The 18,305-nt window shown below is 56.8% G+C and carries 15 protein-coding genes and 1 tRNA gene; 9 read left to right on the top strand and 7 right to left on the bottom strand.

Translation table 11 applies throughout. The features are described from left to right. Positions 1 to 60 precede the first annotated feature (60 nt). Both tnpB and tnpA read right to left on the bottom strand, forming a co-directional pair. Positions 61 to 408 carry an IS66 family insertion sequence element accessory protein TnpB gene (gene tnpB / locus B9P63_RS12185; protein ID WP_085309108.1) on the bottom strand — a complete coding sequence of 116 codons (348 nt, stop codon included), beginning with the start codon at positions 406 to 408 and terminating at the stop codon, positions 61 to 63. Further along, positions 405 to 785 carry an IS66-like element accessory protein TnpA gene (gene tnpA / locus B9P63_RS12180; protein WP_095533042.1) on the bottom strand — a complete coding sequence of 127 codons (381 nt, stop codon included), beginning with the start codon at positions 783 to 785 and terminating at the stop codon, positions 405 to 407. Before tnpA ends, tnpB begins: the two co-directional genes overlap by 4 nt. A gap of 114 nt (positions 786 to 899) precedes the next feature. On the opposite strand from tnpA, the gene B9P63_RS12175 reads away from it, so the two are divergent. Next, positions 900 to 1,088, top strand: a complete 189-nt coding sequence (locus B9P63_RS12175; protein ID WP_085309106.1) for a hypothetical protein — start codon at positions 900 to 902, stop codon at positions 1,086 to 1,088. Here the strand turns inward: B9P63_RS12175 and B9P63_RS12170 are convergent. The 4 genes from B9P63_RS12170 to B9P63_RS12155 form a co-directional block, all read right to left on the bottom strand. Further along, complete coding sequence (locus tag B9P63_RS12170; protein WP_085309104.1) at positions 1,075 to 2,847, bottom strand: AMP-binding enzyme; 1,773 nt, start codon at positions 2,845 to 2,847, stop codon at positions 1,075 to 1,077. The two genes, B9P63_RS12175 and B9P63_RS12170, sit on opposite strands and share 14 nt — an antisense overlap. After that, positions 2,772 to 3,800 carry an AMP-binding protein gene (locus tag B9P63_RS12165; RefSeq protein ID WP_085309102.1) on the bottom strand — a complete coding sequence of 343 codons (1,029 nt, stop codon included), beginning with the start codon at positions 3,798 to 3,800 and terminating at the stop codon, positions 2,772 to 2,774. Before B9P63_RS12165 ends, B9P63_RS12170 begins: the two co-directional genes overlap by 76 nt. 79 nt (positions 3,801 to 3,879) lie before the next feature. Continuing rightward, positions 3,880 to 3,953 (bottom strand) — tRNA-Gly (locus B9P63_RS12160). Between the two features lie 44 nt (positions 3,954 to 3,997). Continuing rightward, positions 3,998 to 6,043: an ASKHA domain-containing protein gene (locus B9P63_RS12155; RefSeq protein WP_085309100.1), complete on the bottom strand. Its 2,046-nt coding sequence runs from the start codon at positions 6,041 to 6,043 to the stop codon at positions 3,998 to 4,000. A gap of 228 nt (positions 6,044 to 6,271) precedes the next feature. Here B9P63_RS12155 and B9P63_RS12150 point away from each other — a divergent pair, with 228 nt between their 5' ends. From B9P63_RS12150 to B9P63_RS12135, 4 genes are all read left to right on the top strand, one after another. Then, positions 6,272 to 7,258, top strand: coding sequence for a TDT family transporter (locus B9P63_RS12150; protein WP_085309098.1), 987 nt, complete (start codon positions 6,272 to 6,274; stop codon positions 7,256 to 7,258). Positions 7,259 to 7,336: 78 nt separating this feature from the next. After that, positions 7,337 to 8,785, top strand: a complete 1,449-nt coding sequence (gene guaB, locus B9P63_RS12145) for an IMP dehydrogenase (protein WP_085309096.1) — start codon at positions 7,337 to 7,339, stop codon at positions 8,783 to 8,785. A gap of 6 nt (positions 8,786 to 8,791) precedes the next feature. After that, a complete protein-coding gene (locus B9P63_RS12140; RefSeq protein WP_085309094.1) occupies positions 8,792 to 10,000 on the top strand; it encodes an RsmB/NOP family class I SAM-dependent RNA methyltransferase in 1,209 nt (402 codons plus the stop codon). Between the two features lie 181 nt (positions 10,001 to 10,181). Then, positions 10,182 to 12,374, top strand: a complete 2,193-nt coding sequence (locus tag B9P63_RS12135; RefSeq protein ID WP_176219155.1) for a hybrid sensor histidine kinase/response regulator — start codon at positions 10,182 to 10,184, stop codon at positions 12,372 to 12,374. 58 nt (positions 12,375 to 12,432) lie between these two features. Here B9P63_RS12135 and B9P63_RS12130 read toward each other — a convergent pair whose 3' ends face one another. Beyond that, a complete protein-coding gene (locus B9P63_RS12130; protein ID WP_085309092.1) occupies positions 12,433 to 13,038 on the bottom strand; it encodes a gamma-glutamyl kinase in 606 nt (201 codons plus the stop codon). A 177-nt stretch (positions 13,039 to 13,215) separates the two neighbouring features. On the opposite strand from B9P63_RS12130, the gene recA reads away from it, so the two are divergent. The 4 genes from recA to B9P63_RS12110 all read left to right on the top strand — a co-directional run bounded on the left by recA (position 13,216) and on the right by B9P63_RS12110 (position 18,135). Beyond that, the gene (gene recA, locus B9P63_RS12125) at positions 13,216 to 14,295 is read left to right on the top strand and encodes a recombinase RecA (RefSeq protein ID WP_085309090.1); all 1,080 of its coding nucleotides are present in this window, start codon (positions 13,216 to 13,218) and stop codon (positions 14,293 to 14,295) included. A 202-nt stretch (positions 14,296 to 14,497) separates the two neighbouring features. Then, the gene (gene alaS, locus B9P63_RS12120; protein ID WP_085309087.1) at positions 14,498 to 17,161 is read left to right on the top strand and encodes an alanine--tRNA ligase; all 2,664 of its coding nucleotides are present in this window, start codon (positions 14,498 to 14,500) and stop codon (positions 17,159 to 17,161) included. A 3-nt stretch (positions 17,162 to 17,164) separates the two neighbouring features. Beyond that, a complete protein-coding gene (locus tag B9P63_RS12115) occupies positions 17,165 to 17,458 on the top strand; it encodes a DUF1330 domain-containing protein (protein WP_085309085.1) in 294 nt (97 codons plus the stop codon). Between the two features lie 404 nt (positions 17,459 to 17,862). Then, positions 17,863 to 18,135, top strand: a complete 273-nt coding sequence (locus B9P63_RS12110) for a hypothetical protein (RefSeq protein WP_085309084.1) — start codon at positions 17,863 to 17,865, stop codon at positions 18,133 to 18,135. Positions 18,136 to 18,305: the final 170 nt, after the last annotated feature.

Below are 18,305 nucleotides of genomic sequence, written 5' to 3'. Positions count from 1 at the left end.
GCCTGATTACCAAAAATCAGACCAAATCACCATATGAATAACGCACATAAAGATCAAAATTCACCCCACACGCGCAGGCGGAGCACCCCAATCCGGACGTCGCCAGTCGATCCCTTCCCAGAGCATAGCAAGCTGCGCAGACGTCATCCGCACCACCCCATCATCAGCGTTTGGCCAAGGGAAACGGCCACGCTCAAGCACCTTGTAATAGAGACAAAAACCTTGCCCATCCCAATACAGCAACTTGACCCGATCCCCGCGTCGCCCCCGGAAGGCAAACACCGCGCCACTGGTCGGTTTTTGGCGCAACACATCCTGGGTAAGCGCCGCCAGTCCAGCTATCCCTTTGCGCATATCCGTCACACCGCAGGCTAGATACACGCGAACACCAGTGCCAGGACCGATCATGCGATTTCAACCGCGCGGATCAGCGCCGTCAATGTGACCGGGTCCATCGTGCTGTTAAAGTGCAAAGACTGGCCACCCCGCAGACGCACTTCAACTGCAGTTGATACAAGGGCTTCAGGGACAGGCAATTGCGCTGCCGGAACTGCGGCCGTGGCTGGAACGTCCACCGGATAAAAGAGAGCACCAGCATCAGGCGACCAAAGGCCTTTCTTCTTCAGGTCATGACGCCACGCGTAAATTTGTTGTCGCCTGATTTCATGACGCTGCGCCACCTGCGTCACGCTCGCACCACCAACCCCCACCGACATGACAATCTCAAGCTTGTCATCGTCATGCCAGAAACGCCGCCGCTCAGCTCCAAGAATTTCGCCACGCATCGCACACCCCGCATAAGAGACGTCGCTAATGACGTCATTAAACACGTGTCTTAAATCAAAGCCTCAATCTTAGGCAGGCGGTGCCAATGGAGCGGTTACGACGCCGCGCGCAATATGTCCGATGTGATGACCTTCGGGCAAGGACGTCATCGCTGTATTGGCGAAACTTTGGGCATCGCGCAGTTGACGGCAATGATGCGAGCGATCGTTGAGCTAGGGATCAGACCGGCGGCGAAGGCTATGACCTATCAGTCGCGTATCGGGCATCGTTGGCCGGATGAGATGATTGTTAAAATAAAATAGGAAACAAAAACTTACCGCGTGAACTTAATCCATTGGATGAAGAAGAATTTGACGCGTTATCGACCAAATCGATGTAGAGCTTGATGGGTTGAAATGCGCTTGGCGCGTCGATTTGCATCTTGATTGCGCGGGTTTCACCGGGGGCAACGGGCGCGGTGATTTCAGCGAAGCCCGCAAGCGGATTGGCGATATGACCGTCGAGATTTCTAACTTGCGCAGTGACGAAGAGCGGTGCGGCTTGCGTGGCCTGCCATGCCTCTGCTCCGGTATTGGTAAGTAAAACACGTGCCATAACCTGTTGCCCACGTTTGAAAAATAGAGATGTAGATGTCTTGATTTTGCCGGAAACCGGTCGATCAAAAATCGCAGGAAACACGTGCGGTTCTGCGCAAATACCAGCGTCCAATGCCATTTCTATTTTCGGTATAATCGCGTCGAGCGGCCCATGTGTGAGCACCTGCGTGTGCGCGCCACCGACGCGGAGCACCTCATAGCCTGTGGGATGCGCGGGCGCGATTGCGCGTTCGGGAAAGGGGGTTTTGCGTTGGTAGAGGGTGTAACGCTCGTCGCTCCAAAGATGCAGTGTTGGCGCTGCCAAAGGCACATCAAACCATTGATCCCATGCGATAATAATCTGAACCTCGCGGCCCATTTCGATAAGATGCCGAGCCGCAAACCGCATGATTTTTGCGCCTTCGCAAAACCCGCCCAAGCGGATCGCGCCACTGGGCTGAAGCACTGCGATTGCAGTCGCATAATCGGCTGCGAGCGCATTGCTCATCTCGTCGTTCTTGCCGAGCATAAGAAAGAGCGAGCGCATCAGGTAGAGTGGGCGTTTGCCCTCAAATGCGAAGCTAAGCTGTTGATATTCATTCTCTTCCTGTGCGCACCAGAACAGCGGGTTGCCCGGGGTGTCCACGTGCAGCGCGCGCATGAAAGGTACGCCCGCCACTTCAGGCGCTTTCCACGTGGCCAAGCGGCTCTGCAAAAAGGCATGTTTTGGATCGCTTGCATCAGCAAAAGCGCGCAGCGGTGCGTCTTGCACGGCTTGTACGAAACGGCCAAATTCGGGCGCTTCATAGAGTAGGTTCACCGGCAGCGCACGCCCTGTCAGGCGCTCTACCTCAAAAAGAAACTGCGCCGCCGCAAGGCTATCGCCGCCTGCATCGAAGAAATCAAGGTCGCTGGTTAGGGGCTGCCCTTCGGTGTCTGGAAGAACCGCCCGCCAGGCGGCGACGACGTGCTTCGTGACTACGTTGTCCTCAACATTTTCATAAACTTGCTCAACGTTTTCAGGCTCTAGCGCTGCCAAGGCACGGCGATCTATTTTACCGGACCCAAGGCGCGGCAAAGGGTCAAGCATCAGAATTTTGCGGGGCTGTTTGAACGGCGCGAGGGCCGCATCAAGCACTTTGCGCAGCGCCTCTAGATTGCCCGCCGCATCGAAGGTCACGGCAAGGCCGACCTCTTCGCCAAGGCTGGCGTGCGGACGCGCGAAGGCGGCCGCTTCGATCACGCCCTCGCAGCTGAGCGCGGCGTGCTCGATCTCATGGGGGGAGATTTTCTCGCCGCCGCGATTGATGATCTCTTTGGCGCGCCCCGTGAGAAACAAAAAACCCTCGGCATCGATACGCCCTAAATCACCCGTGCGCAGCCAGCCATCTGGTGTGATATGATCGCTTGTCACGTTGCCCTCATAGCCTGCAGTGACGTTTGCGCCGCGCACTTGTACCTCTCCGTCCTTGATGCGCAAATCCACTTCGAAGGCGCGCCCGACAGAGCCGGGCTTGCGCCGTTCCGGAGGCAGGGGGTGGTGGTGATCTGCCCTGCGGTTTCAGTCATGCCATACATCTGGATCAGGGGGGTATCGGCGAAAAACGCTTCGGCTTGCGTCTGCGCATGGGGGGCGAGATCGGAAGAAACGGAGCGGATGAAGCGCAGGCGCGCGCCCATTTTAGCGGCCTGATCGGCGCTTAGATCGGCCTGCAAACGCGCCAGCATGGTCGGGACCAGTTGCAGCCATGTGCCGCCATGATCAAGCACCGCGCGGCGCAATGGATCGGCGCCCATACCGCCCGCGAAGTGCACTGAGCCGTGCGCGCAAAGCGGCGCGAGCAACAGATCAACGATCGCCCCGATATGAAACATCGGCAAAGCATGAACCGCACGATCATCCGCGCCCAGCTTGAGTGCGCGCGCAATGCGCCCGGCGCTGAGATGCAGTTGAGCAGGGGTGAGTGGCACGCGCTTGGGCGTACCTGTTGAGCCGGAGGTGAGCAGGATCAGACCCGGTTCGCCCTCGCGCCCGTCAAGGCGCGGCAATGCAAGCGCGCCGCCGCGATCGAGCGTAGCGAGGGGCAATGCGCCCGCCAGCTTGGCCGCGCGCGGGTCGCCCTGCGCACCAAGCAGCATCTGGGCTTTGCCATCGCTTAGAATGGCGCTGATTTCCACATCGCTTAATGCGGGATTGATCGGCATGACCTGCACATGATGCACCATCGCAAGCAGGGAAACGGCGGTCATTGGTGCATCGGGCAGCAACGTTGCAATGCGTGCGCCGCGCGGCGCGACCTTCAGCGCGGTCCATAATCCCTCGATCTGCGCGGCAAGCTGCGCACCAGTCATCGCAAAACCTTCAGAGGCGCTTAGCGCAATCGCGCCGCCTTGCAACGCGTTCAGGATTTTAAGCAAGCGTGCGCGTTCGTTTGACACTAGGCAACCCCATGTTGGAAACTAATTAACGGGGTGATTTTGAAGGGAATGCGCTGCAGTCGCAAGCGCTTAGATGTATTGGAGCGGGTAACGGGAATTGAACCCGTAACTAAAGCTTGGGAAGCTGCCGTGATACCTTTTCACCATACCCGCACGCTGTCTGGGATAAGCGTGCGGGCAGGAGGGGTCAAGTGCGATTAGGCGCGCCGTTTGCGGCGGCGCGCGCCGCCATCGCCGTCTCCGCCGCCTGTATTGAAGCTGACGTTAGGCAAGGTTGTGATCTTGGCAAGCTCTGGGAATGGGTCGGTCTTGTGCGGGATTGCGCTGGCGTTGACGAAGTGTTCCTGGAACTTCGGCTCGATCGCGGTTTCGACTTTGGTGATTTCGCCCACTGTCTTTTCGATCTGCGCGCGTGAGCTTACGTTGCATAGCGCGATGCGCGCGCCCGTACCGGCGGCGTTGCCCGCGCTGGTAACCTTGTCGAGCGGCGCATCCGGGATCATCCCAAGCACCATCGCGTGTTTTGGCGAGATATGCGCACCAAACGCACCCGCAAGCACGACGCGGTCCACGGTATCGACGCCGCGCTCGTCCATGAGCAGGCGTGCGCCCGCATAAAGCGCTGATTTCGCAAGCTGAATCGCGCGAATATCGCCTTGGGTTACGGTAATGCGCGGCCCGCCCGCAGTGCTGGCATCGTGGATCAGATAGGAATGTGTGCGCCCCTCGGGGATCGAGCGGTTGGTGCCGGTTTGCGCCGCTGAGCCAATGAGGCCGCTGCCATCAAGCAGACCTGCCATGCGCATTTCGGCAACCGCTTCGATGATGCCCGAGCCGCAAATGCCGGTGATGCCTGTGGTGGCGGTGGCAATGTCAAAGCCTTCCTCGTCTGACCAGATATCAGAGCCGATCACGCGGAAACGCGGCTCTTTCGTCACTGGATCAATCTCAAGCCGCTCGATCGCGCCGGGTGCAGCGCGCTGGCCGGAACTGATCTGTGCGCCCTCAAAGGCCGGGCCGGTGGGGGAGGAGCAGGCGAGCACGCGGCTTTTGTCGCCTAGCAGAATTTCAGCGTTGGTGCCGACATCGACAATCAGAACCAAGTCCTCTGATTTGCCCGGCTCTTCCGAAAGCGCAACCGCCGCCGCATCCGCGCCCACATGGCCCGCGATGCAGGGCAGGATGTAAACGCGTGCGTTGTCGTTCATCGCATGCAGGTCCATTTCGCGCGCGTCCAAACTCATTGAGGCGGAGGTCGCGAGCGCAAAAGGTGCCTGCCCAAGCTCGACCGGATCAATGCCGAGCAGCAGGTGGTGCATCACCGGATTACACACAAACACCGTTTCGAAAATCGCATTGGGGTCAATCTCGGCTTCGGTGGCGATCGCTTCGGTCAAACCGTTGATTGCGGTGCGCACGGCTGTGGTCATTTCCACGTCGCCGCCCGGGTTCATCATTACGTAAGACACCCGGCTCATCAGGTCTTCGCCAAAGCGGATTTGCGGGTTCATCAGGCCGGAAGAGGCCATCACTTCACCCGTGACCAAGTCGCATAGATGCGCGGCGATGGTGGTTGATCCCAGATCGATGGCAAGGCCGTATAGGCCGCCCTCGTAAAGCCCGGGCCAAACGTCCAGAATGCGCGCGTGTTGCTCGTCATGCCCCTTGTTCAGGGCGACGGTGATCTGCCATTTGCCTTTGCGCAATGCAGGTTGCAGCTTGGTCAGAACGGGCAGGGCGGCGCGCACGTGTTCGATCTCCCACTGCTCTTGCAGCGCGCGCGCGACACGCTCCAGATCGCCCGTGGGCGTGTGCATGTCAGGCTCGTCCACCTCAATGAAATATAGCTTTGTGGCGGGGTCCATAGTGATCACTCGGCTGGAGGCCGCCTTGCGGATCACCTGTTTGTGGACTTGGCTTTCCTCGGGCACGTCGATGACGATATCGCCCTCGATCTTGGCTTGGCAGCCAAGGCGGCGACCCTTTTTGAGGCCGCGTTTGTCGTCGTAGCGCTGCTCGACAGAATTCCATTCGGATAAAGCACCGTCAACGGCGGTGACGCCATGTTTGGAAAATTCACCATATGACGGAGTAATCTGGCATTTCGAGCATATCCCGCGCCCGCCGCAGACGCTGTCCAGATCGACGCCAAGCTGGCGCGCAGCGGTCAAAACCGGCGTGCCTGCGGGAAAATGGCCGCGTTTGCCGGATGGCGTGAAGACTACAAGAGGATCGCCGGACATAAATTCTCACCTGTGGATTGAGACCTGAGTTGTTACGCATCTTAAGTCGCGCGCGGCAAAGGGAAAGTGTGCTAGCGTCATAAACATGGCCGCGGGCGTCATCGGCGTGTCATTTTCACGCATGTTGCAGTTTGACATTCGCGAGGCACGCCGCCTTACTAGGTGGACTGACAAAATTTGCTTATTAGCCGGAAAATTACGCCGGGTGCCACTCAGGGAACGCAGCCAATGACCATTTCAGACCCGGATCCCGCCGCGCGCACTTCGAGCGAGTTTTGGCGGCGCACACCGCCTGCCTTGTTTCCATCGCTCATGGGCTTCATGGGGCTCGGCTTGGCATGGCGCGCGGCTTCGCAGTTTGCGCCGCTCGGAGCGAGTCCGGTGGCGAGTTACGCGATTTTGGTGTTGGCATCAGTGATGCTTTTTTTCGTTTTGGCATGTTACCTCTCCAAGGTGAGCCTGCGCCCGCGCGTGATTCTGGAAGATATGGCAAGCATCCCGGGGCGTGCAGGGGTGTCTGCCCTCACGCTTAGCATTTTGCTTTTCGCGGCGGCGATGGTGCCTTTGTCGCCTTTGGTTGCAACTGCGGCATTGGTTGTCGGCCTGTTGGGCCATGTGTTGATTGCGGTTTTGGCATTGGCCGTGATGGTGCGCACTCCGCAAGGGCTTGTGGTGTCGCCGGCCTGGCATCTGAGCTTTGTCGGCTTCATCGTCGCCGCTCTTTCGGCCGTGCCTTTGGGGTTTGCCGTGCTTGGCCAAGTGATACTTGTCGCAACTGTGCTTAGCTCTGCATTGGTTTACGGTATCAGCTTGTTCCAGTTGAGCCAGACCGAAACACCGCCGCCGCTGCGTCCGATGCTTGCGATCCATCTTTCGCCGTTAAGCCTTTTTGCAACTGTGGCAAGCTTGTCGGGGCGCGGCCTGCTTGCTTTAGTATTCGCGACGCTGGCCATGGGGCTTGCGGGGGTGCTGATCAGCCGCGTTGGGTATTTGATCAAGGCCGGATTTTCACCGCTCTGGGGCGCATTCACTTTTCCGATCGCGGCATTGAGCACTGCGCTTTTCTCGCTGAGCGGCCAGGTTCCGCTGCTGGGATGGTTCGCGCTTTTGCCGCTTGCGCTTGCGACGGTGATCACGCCCGTGATCGTGCTGCGCGTGCTGCGCATGTGGTCAAGCGGCGTATTGGCGGCAAAAACTGGCGCTGCGATCGCGTAAAGCTGCGCGCGCCCCTTTTCATTTCTGCGAAGCCGTGAAATAGGAAACTGCCAAACGTCCCTCCCAAGGAGAACTCTGATGGAGATTCGCGAGGCTCTTACCTTTGATGATGTGCTACTGGTCCCTGCGGCCTCGAGCGTGCTGCCAAGCACGGCAGATACGCGCACGTTCGTCACCCAATCAATCGCTCTGAATATCCCGCTTTTAAGCTCTGCGATGGATACGGTCACTGAAAGTCGCATGGCGATTTCCATGGCGCAAGCGGGCGGCATGGGGGTTATTCACCGCAACCTGAATGTCGAAGAGCAGGCGCGCGAAGTGCGCCGCGTCAAACGCTTCGAGAGCGGAATTGTGTTCAATCCGATCACGCTGACCCCCGATCAGACCCTTGCAGATGCCAAGGCGCTGCAAGAGCGTTACCGCGTCACGGGTTTTCCCGTGGTGGATGAAAAGGGGCGTGTGTTGGGGATCGTGACGAACCGCGATATGCGCTTCGCGTCGGACGATACAACGCCGGTGAAATACATGATGACCTCTGAAAACCTTGCGATACTGAACGAACCTGCAGAGCTTGAAGAGGCGAAAAGCCTGATGAAAGCGCGCCGCATCGAAAAGCTGCTGGTGACGGACGGCGCAGGCAAGTTGACGGGCCTTCTGACGTTGAAAGACACGGAGCAAGCGGTGTTGAATCCGACTGCATGCAAGGACGATCTGGGCCGTTTGCGCGTTGCCGCGGCAACGACAGTGGGCGATGCCGGTTTTGAACGCTCTGCCGCTCTGGTCGAGGCGGGCGTCGATATGATCGTGATCGACACTGCGCACGGCCATTCCGAGGGCGTTGCAATTGCTGTGCGCCGTGCGCGCGAGCTGTCCAGCAGCGTGCAGATCGTGGCGGGCAATGTCGCCACCGGCGAGGCGACACGCGCGTTGATCGACGCGGGCGCGGACGCCGTGAAAGTGGGCATCGGCCCCGGCTCCATTTGCACGACCCGCATGGTGGCGGGCGTTGGCGTTCCGCAATTGACGGCTATTATGGATTGCGCGGCGGCGGCGGGCGACGTGCCTGTGATCGCCGACGGCGGCATCAAATTTTCGGGCGATTTCGCCAAGGCGATCGCGGCTGGCGCGTCCTGCGCTATGGTCGGCTCGATGATTGCGGGAACGGATGAAAGCCCGGGGGAAATTATTCTATATCAAGGGCGTAGCTACAAAAGCTATCGCGGTATGGGAAGTCTTGGGGCGATGGCGCGTGGATCCGCGGACCGCTATTTTCAAAAAGACGCGGCCAGCGACAAACTGGTGCCCGAAGGCATCGAGGGTCAGGTGCCCTATAAAGGCTCGGCGAGCGCGGTGGTGCATCAATTGGTCGGCGGATTGCGCGCGGCCATGGGCTATACAGGCTGCGCTACGGTCGCTGAAATGCGCAGCAATTGCAGCTTTGTAAAGATCACTGGCGCGGGCCTCAAAGAAAGCCATGTGCACGATGTGCAGATCACCCGCGAGTCGCCCAATTACCGGATTGGATAGCGCGCTATGACACCCGGAGCGCGCATTCAGGCCGCGATTGACTGTTTGGACGTGATCTTTGATGGCGCTCCGGCGGAAAAAACGCTGACGGGATGGGCGCGCCGTTCGCGCTTTGCCGGTTCCAAAGATCGCGCCGCAGTGCGCGATCATGTGTTCGATGCGCTGCGGTGCAGGGACAGCTATGCCGCCATTGCTGGCGACGATAGCACTTTGTCGGCGCGCTCTGTCATGCTTGGCCTATGCCGCGATCAAAATTTGCCGATGGCATTATTATTCTCTGGCGAGGGTCATGCCCCGCAGCCGCTCACTGACGAAGAGCAGGTTTGGCTCGATGCAGGGGGTACTTCGACGTCGGAAAGCCTAGCCAGGCAATGTCCGGACATGCAGGCATGGTGTTTTGACAAGTTGCAATCGGCTCACCCCGAAACGGCCGTTGCAATCGCCAAGGCGCTGACATCACGTGCGCCGGTGGATCTGCGTGCGAACTTGCGCAAGGCTTCAGTTGCCGCTGCGATTGCGATGCTGGCTGACGACGGCGTAAGTGCGCAAGAATGCGATGTTTCGAACACGGCGCTTCGCATTGTCGATGGTGCCCGCAAAGTGAAGAATACCAAGGCCTATCTTGACGGTTTCGTCGAATTGCAAGACGCGGGAAGCCAGGCGCTGATTGAGGCGTTGATTGGGCAGGTTCAAGTGCAAGGTTCGATGCGAATCTTGGATTTTTGCGCAGGCGGCGGAGGTAAATCCTTGGCCTTGGCCGCGCATTCCGGGACGACGCTATTTGCGCATGATGCAAATGCTGCGCGGATGAAAGATATCCCCGAGCGCGCCCGCCGCGCAGGAGTGGTGATCGAGCGCTTGGCGCGAAATGATTTGGCAAAAAAGGCTCCTTTCGATCTTACCTTATGTGATGTGCCCTGTTCAGGTTCGGGCGCGTGGCGGCGCAGTCCCGATGCCAAGTGGCGTTTGAGCGAAGCGCAATTTAGTCAACTTATTGAATTACAATCAAATATCTTATCTGAGGCGAGCGCGCTTGTGCGCCCTGGCGGTATCCTAGCTTATGCAACCTGCTCTTTATTTTCAGAAGAAAATGAAGATCAGGTTACTCGGTTTCTAAAATCGGCCCCTGAGTATGAGAAAATTCGTCAGCTTTCCTGGTCGCCTTTGGATGGATGTGATGGCTTTCATCTCTCCATTTTGCATCGTGCAGGTTGAGAGGTGCAGCTCTAGGTAGATTTATTGGCAATTTAAGCTAACATTAACACTCGCGCAGTACGAAGCGTGAGATGTTGTTATCTTGGAGGCCGCGTTGTCACATTCCGTGAAGTCCCGAACGCGGTCATTTCTGGGCGAAATGACGGCGTTGCAGCGGTTCGCCGTGATGGCGTTGCTTGCTATGGCCTGTTTGCTTTTTTGGGGGGACCAAAGGGTTGTCACACTGGCGCTGTTTTCGGCACTTTGTACGACCCTCGCCGTTTGGCTCGTGCGTTTCGCAAGTAAGGCGCGTGAAAATACCCGGTTAAGCGATCAGTTGCGAGCGGTGCAATTGGTGAGCCAGGATGATGCACGTGCGGTGTTGATAAGTGATGCCTCAGGCTCGGTGGTCTGGCGAAACCTTTGCGCCAGTGTGCTTGCTGCGCGCGAAAACGAGCAAACCGTTGCTGTTTTCCTCGAAAATTTGGTTCCTAATGCCGCATCGGTTGTGCGGCGATCAATGAGCCAAGCGATGCGTGATGGCAGCAGTCGTGAGCAATTGATCGGCGCCACGGATCGCGTTGATCTTAATGTCGTGAAATTTGGGGACAGTCTGATTTGGCGCATTTCGCGCAAAAGTCAGATCATGCAACCTGAAACGGCCGAAACAGCGATGATCACCGTCGGTCGAAAGGGGACGATCCTTCACATGAATCCGCGCGCTCGGGCGCTGATCGGTGCAAGGGTGACCTCAACGGCGAGGCTGTTTCAAGCGCAGTCAAACGCGCAGGGTGGTGTTCGGGAACTGATCACGAAAAGCGGGCGAATCAAGGTTCATACGCGCGAGGAAACGCTGCAAGAAGGCCGCGTTCATGTATTTATCGAGCCGATTGCGCAAAAGGTGCCCAGCAGTGAATTTGCCTTGTCCGATCTTCCTGTGCCGCTTTTGCGACTTGGTTTGAGCGGCGAGATCGAGCAGGCCAATGAAGCATGTTTGGCGCTTTTGGGCTATTCCAAACTGAATGGCCTTTCGATGCGCGATGTGTTCGAGGGGCCCGGCCTTGCGGTAGATGATTGGATGTCCAAGACCAGAGGCGCGACACGCGCTGTGGATGCAGAATTTTTGCGCGTAAAGGGGGCTGATAAGGAAACCTTCGTGCAGGTATCGCTCCAACGTATCGACGACGCGGATAGCTCCAAGATTGTTGCGGTTCTGAACGATGCGACCAAGTTGAAGTCTCTTGAAGCCCAGTTCGTCCAAAGCCAGAAAATGCAGGCAATTGGCCAGCTTGCAGGGGGCGTGGCACATGATTTCAACAACCTGTTAACCGCGATATCCGGGCACTGTGATCTTATGTTATTGCGTCATGATCCTGGCGATCAAGATTATGCCGATTTGATGCAAATCCATCAGAACGCAAATCGCGCTGCCGGTCTTGTCGGGCAATTGCTTGCATTTTCACGCAAGCAAACGCTTCAACCCGAGCAACTGGATCTTCGCAACACGCTGTCCGATCTTACCCATCTGCTGAACAGGTTGGTGGGTGAGACGGTCACTCTGACGCTCTCTCACGATCCTGTTCTCAAGCCGGTGCGCGCGGACAAGCGCCAATTGGAACAGGTGCTTATGAACCTGGTGGTGAACGCGCGTGACGCTATGCCTGAAGGCGGAGAAATCACGATTGAAACCGAAAGCCTGACGTTGAGCGCGCCAATGAGCCGCGAGCGCGTTGTGGTTCCGGTCGGCGACTATGTTGTCGTGCGCGTGCGCGACGTGGGGATAGGCATTGATGCGGAAGGGCTCCAGAAAATCTTTGAGCCTTTCTATACGACGAAGCGCACGGGCGAGGGTACTGGACTCGGACTTTCAACTGCATACGGGATCGTAAAGCAGACTGGGGGATATATTTTTGCAGATAGTGAAAAAGGCCAGGGCACGTGTTTTTCTCTTTTGTTTCCCGCAAGCGAGCAGAGCGAGGACAAACCTGCAAGACCTGCCGAAGACCGGCCGCGCAGGATTTTGGAGCAGTGCAGCGGCGTGGTTCTGTTGGTCGAAGATGAAGCGCCAGTGCGGGCGTTTGCGTCCAGAGCGCTAAGCATGAGAGGCTTTGACGTTATTGAAGCGGACTGCGCAGAAGCTGCACTTGAGCTACTGAAGGACACAGCGCTACACGTCGATGTGTTTGTCACGGATGTTGTCATGCCGGGAATGGACGGGCCGACATGGGTTGCAAAAGCCTTGCAAGATCGCCCCTCTGTCAGCGTGGTTTTCGTATCCGGCTACGCAGAAGGGGCCTTTCAGGGAGGCAAGCCAGAGTTGGAAAATTCGGTCTTTCTGCCCAAACCATTTTCACTGACGGAACTCACGTCAACTGTGCAAAATCAGTTGCGATAGAGACCTCGAGCTAAGATATTCAACGCGGCGCAAGACCGGCCTGCGGGTGCAAAAGCGGCTACTGCGCACGGATAGGGATATTGTTCCATAGATCAAACTCGTCGGACATTTTTCGTCGAAAGCGGTCTTCGACATTGGGCGAAAGAATCAGCTTTTCTGTGCTGGAAACATTCAATCGATCAAACTCGACGTCTGTATCCAGGCGCTGTTTCAAAAAACGGCTCCAGCCTGCATTATCTTCGTAGCGAAACAAATGATCAACCTTTGTGCCGTTCGGACGTGGTTCGAGAAAGCGCACTTGCGAGCCGACATTGGCAAAGGGTGGTTTGTCGCCCTTCATGTACGCCAGCACGAAGTCATCGAAACTCATGCCCGCAGTGGATTTCGGTTGGCCATCCAGAAACGGTCGCTGGCGGTATTTGAACCAGCTACCAAGCCAGCTGATCGGCTCGCGCATCATGGCAAAGGTTTCCATTTCTGCTTTGCAGGCTTTTTCGAACATGGGCCGAAAAAAACGATTATAGCGATAAACAGGTGCGTGCTTCAATTCGGGAGGATCGGAAATTATCATCGAGGCTTTGCTCTTCAGAGCCGCCTCAATCGCGGTCGTTCCGGTTTTTGGTACCGAAAGCAGAACTAATTTTTCCTTCCAAAACACCAGCATAGTCAAAATCACTCATCGTTTTCATTACTGTAAACCCATTCTTAACCGATCCAGCGCACTGTGTCAGTGTGAAGATTAAGGTTGATTTGTTCTCTCTTTGGTCCCATTATGGAACGAATAAAGAACACAGGGAGTCATTGCTGCACCGCGCGGCATGTGGAATAAGGACCCAAAGAAATGGCAACGGCAGATTTATTGACCATGAGCAGCAAAGCATCAGCAGACAAGCAAAAGGCGCTCGACAGCGCGCTGGCGCAGATCGAACGCCAGTTTGGCAAAGGTTCGATCATGAAATTGGGCGACGAGAATGCCGTCCAAAAGATCGAAGCGACCTCGACAGGGTCGCTCGGTTTGGACATCGCGCTTGGCATTGGTGGGCTTCCCAAAGGGCGCGTCGTCGAGATCTACGGCCCCGAAAGCTCGGGCAAGACAACCCTTACGCTGCACACCATCGCGGAAGAGCAGAAAAAGGGTGGCGTTTGCGCCTTTGTCGACGCGGAGCATGCGCTTGATCCACAATATGCCAAAAAGCTGGGCGTTAATATCGACGAACTTTTGATCTCGCAGCCCGACACCGGTGAGCAAGCTCTTGAAATCGTTGATACTTTGGTGCGTTCGGGTGCAGTGAGCATGGTCGTCGTCGATTCTGTCGCCGCTTTGACACCCAAGTCCGAGCTCGAAGGCGACATGGGCGATAGTAGCGTCGGCGTGCATGCGCGTCTGATGAGCCAGGCGATGCGCAAGCTGACCAGCTCGATCAGTCGCTCGAATTGTATGGTGATCTTCATTAACCAGATCAGGATGAAGATTGGCGTCATGTTTGGCTCGCCCGAAACGACGACGGGCGGCAACGCGCTTAAGTTTTATTCCTCCGTGCGCCTCGATATTCGCCGTATCGGTGCGATCAAGGACCGTGATGAGGTGGTTGGCAACGCTACGCGCGTCAAAGTGGTCAAGAACAAGGTGGCACCGCCGTTCAAACAGGTGGAATTCGACATCATGTATGGCGAGGGTATTTCCAAGATGGGCGAATTGCTTGACCTCGGGGTCAAAGCGGGCGTGGTGGATAAATCGGGTTCGTGGTTTAGTTACGGCGACGAGCGGATCGGGCAGGGGCGGGAAAATGCGAAAAACTTCCTGAAGGAAAATGATCATATCGCCTACGATATTGAAGACAAGATTCGTGCGGCGCATGGGCTTGAGTTCGATATGCCAAAGATCGAAAAGAAGCCGGATGACGACATTCTAGAGGCGTAAGTCTTGCAGAGGGGGCTGCTCAAACTCCCACATATTGCGTGAGTGATATGCAGAATTTCCCAAGCGGAGCGCTGCTGAACAGCAGGGCTCCGTTTTTAGTTCAAGCGCAAGCGTCATTTGCACCAGATCAGCCTGTGGACAGCAGCCCAGCGGAGGGGTATTTCACCCCTAACGCAATTCCGGCCCAAAAGGCGCATGTTCCATGGCAAGTCTTAACGATATTCGATCCACATTTCTGAACTACTTCGAAAAGCAGGGGCACGCGGTAGTCGCGTCAAGCCCGCTGGTGCCGCGAAACGATCCGACTTTGCTGTTTGCAAACTCGGGCATGGTGCAATTCAAGAATCTGTTTACCGGTCTGGAAACACGCGATTATGCACGCGCCACGACTTCGCAGAAATGCGTGCGGGCAGGCGGCAAACATAATGATCTGGACAATGTCGGTTATACCGCGCGCCATCACACATTTTTCGAAATGCTCGGCAATTTCAGCTTTGGCGATTATTTCAAGGAAGAGGCCATTACATTCGCCTGGGAACTGCTGACGCAGGAATTTGGCATCCCCAAGGATAAATTACTGGTCACGGTGTACCACACGGATGACGAGGCCGCGCAAATTTGGAAAAAGGTTGCGGGTCTGAGTGATGACAAGATCATTCGAATCCCGACGGATGACAATTTCTGGCGCATGGGTCCGACGGGACCGTGTGGGCCGTGCACCGAGATTTTCTATGATCATGGCGAAGATATTTGGGGTGGCCCTCCCGGCAGCGCTGACGAGGATGGCGATCGTTTCATCGAAATCTGGAACGTCGTGTTCATGCAGAACGAACAATTCGAAGATGGCAGCATGAAACCTCTGAAGATGCAAAGCATCGACACGGGTATGGGGCTCGAGCGTGTCGGCGCGCTTTTGCAAGGCAAGCACGACAATTACGACACCGATCTGATGCGCAATCTGATTGAAGCGAGCGCGCATGCAACGGGCGTTGATCCTGATGGAACCGGCAAAACGCATCACCGCGTGATCGCAGATCATTTGCGCTCGACCTCGTTTCTGATCGCCGACGGTGTGATGCCGGCCAATGACGGGCGCGGATATGTTTTGCGCCGGATCATGCGCCGCGCGATGCGTCATGCGCATTTGCTCGGAGCGAAAGATCCGCTGATGCACCGGCTGGTTCCCGCACTGGTGCGCCAGATGGGTGCGGCTTTTCCGGAACTCGGGCAGGCGCAATCCCTGATCGAAGAGACATTGCATCTTGAGGAAACGCGCTTTCGCCAGACCTTGGATCGCGGCTTGAAGCTGCTTGATGATGAACTGCTGGCTCTGCCCGAGGGCAGCACGCTTCCGGGCGCGACGGCGTTCAAGCTCTATGACACTTTCGGATTCCCACTTGATCTGACTCAGGATGCGCTTCGCGAGAAGGGTCGAGAAGTGGATACGGACGGTTTCGATACGGCGATGGCCGAGCAAAAGGCAAAGGCGCGCGCAGCTTGGAGCGGGACGGGCGAAGCGGCCGACAGCGCGATCTGGTTCGACATTCTGGACGCGCACGGCGCAACGGATTTTCTTGGCTATGACACAGAAACCGCCGAAGGGCAGATCGCCGCGCTGGTGATGGACGGTGCAGAAGCGCAAAGCGCAAAGCAAGGTCAGGAGGTTCAGATCATCCTGAATCAAACGCCATTCTATGCAGAAAGTGGCGGTCAGGTTGGCGATAAAGGTGTGATCAAAACCGAAACTGGTTTGGCCCGCATCAGTGATACGAAAAAGTCCCAAGGTGTCTTTATACATATTGCGATCGTCGAGAGTGGTGAAATTTCCAAAGGCGCAGCAGCGGTTCTGGAGGTGGATCACGCGCGCCGCACAGCCATTCGCGCCAATCACTCCGCGACGCATTTGCTACACGAAGCCTTGCGCGCTGCGCTTGGTGATCGGGTGGCGCAGCGTGGCTCGCTCAACGCTCAAGATCGACTGCGCTTTGATTTCTCGCATGGCAAGGCGCTGACGCTGGACGAAATTGGCCGTGTCGAGACGGAGGTGAATGCCTATATCCGCCAGAATGCTGTGGTCGAAACACGCATTATGACGCCGGATGATGCGCGCGCAATCGGTGCGCAGGCTTTGTTTGGTGAAAAATACGGGGATGAAGTACGCGTAGTGTCCATGGGTATGCAGGCTGGCTCTGGCAGGGGCAGCGCGGGCTCGACATATTCGCTCGAACTTTGCGGTGGCACTCATGTGCGCCGGACCGGTGACATCGGTGCTTTCGTGCTGCTTGGCGATAGCGCTTCCAGCGCCGGTGTGCGCCGGATCGAAGCTCTAACGGGGCAGGCGGCGATGGAATACCTGCGCACGCAGGATCAGCGCTTGGCTGAGGTCGCTAGCGATCTTAAGGCGCAAGCGGCAGATGTGCCTGCGCGCGTCAAAGCACTGCTTGATGAGCGAAAGGCGCTCAGCAATGAGGTGGCGCAGCTACGCCGTGAGCTGGCGATGGCGGGCGGCGCGGGGCAGGGCGGCGAGGCTGCAGGCGAAGTGGTGAACGGGATCAAGTTTGTCGCGCAGGTCTTGAGCGGTGTGTCTGGCAAGGATCTGCCCGCGCTCATCGACGAGCATAAGGCGCGCATCGGGTCTGGCGCGGTTCTGCTGATTGCCGATGCAGGCGGAAAAGCAGCCGTCGCCGCGGGTGTGACCGAGGACAGCACGGGCAAAGTCTCTGCTGTCGATCTGGTGAAGGCGGCGGTGGCCGAGCTGGGCGGCAAAGGTGGCGGCGGCCGCGCTGACATGGCGCAAGGCGGGGGCAAGGATGTCACCAATGCGCAGGGTGCGATTGCTGCTGCGAAACAAATCTTGGAAGGATAAATCATGCCGACAGCACTTTGGATCGCCAATGTTCACGTCACGGACGAGACCGCTTATAAGGAATATGCCATCCGCGCGACGGGGGCGATCGCCGATCATGGCGGCGTTTTCCTCGCACGTGCGGGCAAGCACGAGCAGCTTGAAGGGCGTGACCGCGCCCGCAACGTTGTGGCGCGCTTCCCATCCTTGCAGGCCGCCCATGACTGCTACCACTCGGACGCTTATCAAGCTGCTCTCGATTTTGCGCGCGGCGCATCGGAGCGCGATCTGGTGATCGTCGAAGAAGCCGAAAGCTAGGCAAATTCCTGCCTGCATATCTCGCGCCGCTGGCAAATCTTTGCTCAGCGGCGCGGTGTTTTGATTCTTTCCTATGCGTTCTAGGGCGTTCCATTAGAAAGAACCTGTGGATAACAGCCAAGAACCACTGACGATTCGGCAAAGTGATTCCACATCTTCCGTAAGAAAAGTAAACAATCGCAATCGCCTAGGGTGACTGTTTCTCTTAGCGCATCAGTGTGCCTTCATTGGGCAATCTGCTTGTGTATAAAACTGGTGCGTAAAGAACACGATTTTGCGAATTATCAAGCAAAACAAGGGGTTTTGGTTAACGCACTCGGCGCTAACACCGTTTTTCCTATGGCTGGTATCAAGCGACATGCGGTAGTTTTTAATCACGTGAAGGTTAACCTGGAGGATATTTCATGAAAAAGACCCTTATTTCCGCAGTCGTCGCAGCTGTCGCATTTGCAGCACCCGCAATGGCTTGGGAAGGCAAAACTGTTGCTTGCTATGATAAAGTGCTGGTTCCTGCAAAGTACGACTATTCCAAGTCTCTCGTGAAAGCGGGCAAAAAGCAGTACGAGCACCGCAACCACCGCATCGAGCTGGTTTCTTACCCGCCCGTTTACGTACAGCACAAGACATTGGTGTCCGGCGCTCATTACGTAATGCGCGAAGTGTCCTGCGGCCACTAATTGGTTCAGGCGCGCAGTTGCGCTGCCGCGCTGCGCATCGACCCCTTAAAGGCGTGAGATTTTAGTCTCGCGCCTTTTTCTATTTTCGAAGCAATTGGAAACAAATTTCCCATTTTGGAACAATTATCCCAAAACACAATTAAAACACGAACTATCCAAATTCTCGCCCT

Source organism: Planktotalea arctica, from assembly GCF_002105285.1.
GTDB classification, from domain to species: domain Bacteria; phylum Pseudomonadota; class Alphaproteobacteria; order Rhodobacterales; family Rhodobacteraceae; genus Planktotalea; species Planktotalea arctica.
Note: the sequence above shows the minus strand (reverse complement) of the source record. Positions and strands in the feature narration are given on the sequence as shown.

Excerpts from the sequence above, each read along its gene's own strand:
- tnpB (WP_085309108.1), bottom strand. The coding sequence starts at position 408 with ATGATCGGTCCTGGCACTGGTGTTCGCGTGTATCTAGCCTGCGGTGTG.
- tnpA (WP_095533042.1), bottom strand. The coding sequence starts at position 785 with ATGCGTGGCGAAATTCTTGGAGCTGAGCGGCGGCGTTTCTGGCATGAC.
- B9P63_RS12175 (WP_085309106.1), top strand. The coding sequence starts at position 900 with ATGTCCGATGTGATGACCTTCGGGCAAGGACGTCATCGCTGTATTGGC.
- B9P63_RS12155 (WP_085309100.1), bottom strand. The coding sequence starts at position 6,043 with ATGTCCGGCGATCCTCTTGTAGTCTTCACGCCATCCGGCAAACGCGGC.
- B9P63_RS12150 (WP_085309098.1), top strand. The coding sequence starts at position 6,272 with ATGACCATTTCAGACCCGGATCCCGCCGCGCGCACTTCGAGCGAGTTT.
- guaB (WP_085309096.1), top strand. The coding sequence starts at position 7,337 with ATGGAGATTCGCGAGGCTCTTACCTTTGATGATGTGCTACTGGTCCCT.
- B9P63_RS12140 (WP_085309094.1), top strand. The coding sequence starts at position 8,792 with ATGACACCCGGAGCGCGCATTCAGGCCGCGATTGACTGTTTGGACGTG.
- B9P63_RS12135 (WP_176219155.1), top strand. The coding sequence starts at position 10,182 with ATGGCCTGTTTGCTTTTTTGGGGGGACCAAAGGGTTGTCACACTGGCG.
- B9P63_RS12130 (WP_085309092.1), bottom strand. The coding sequence starts at position 13,038 with ATGCTGGTGTTTTGGAAGGAAAAATTAGTTCTGCTTTCGGTACCAAAA.
- recA (WP_085309090.1), top strand. The coding sequence starts at position 13,216 with ATGGCAACGGCAGATTTATTGACCATGAGCAGCAAAGCATCAGCAGAC.
- alaS (WP_085309087.1), top strand. The coding sequence starts at position 14,498 with ATGGCAAGTCTTAACGATATTCGATCCACATTTCTGAACTACTTCGAA.
- B9P63_RS12115 (WP_085309085.1), top strand. The coding sequence starts at position 17,165 with ATGCCGACAGCACTTTGGATCGCCAATGTTCACGTCACGGACGAGACC.
- B9P63_RS12110 (WP_085309084.1), top strand. The coding sequence starts at position 17,863 with ATGAAAAAGACCCTTATTTCCGCAGTCGTCGCAGCTGTCGCATTTGCA.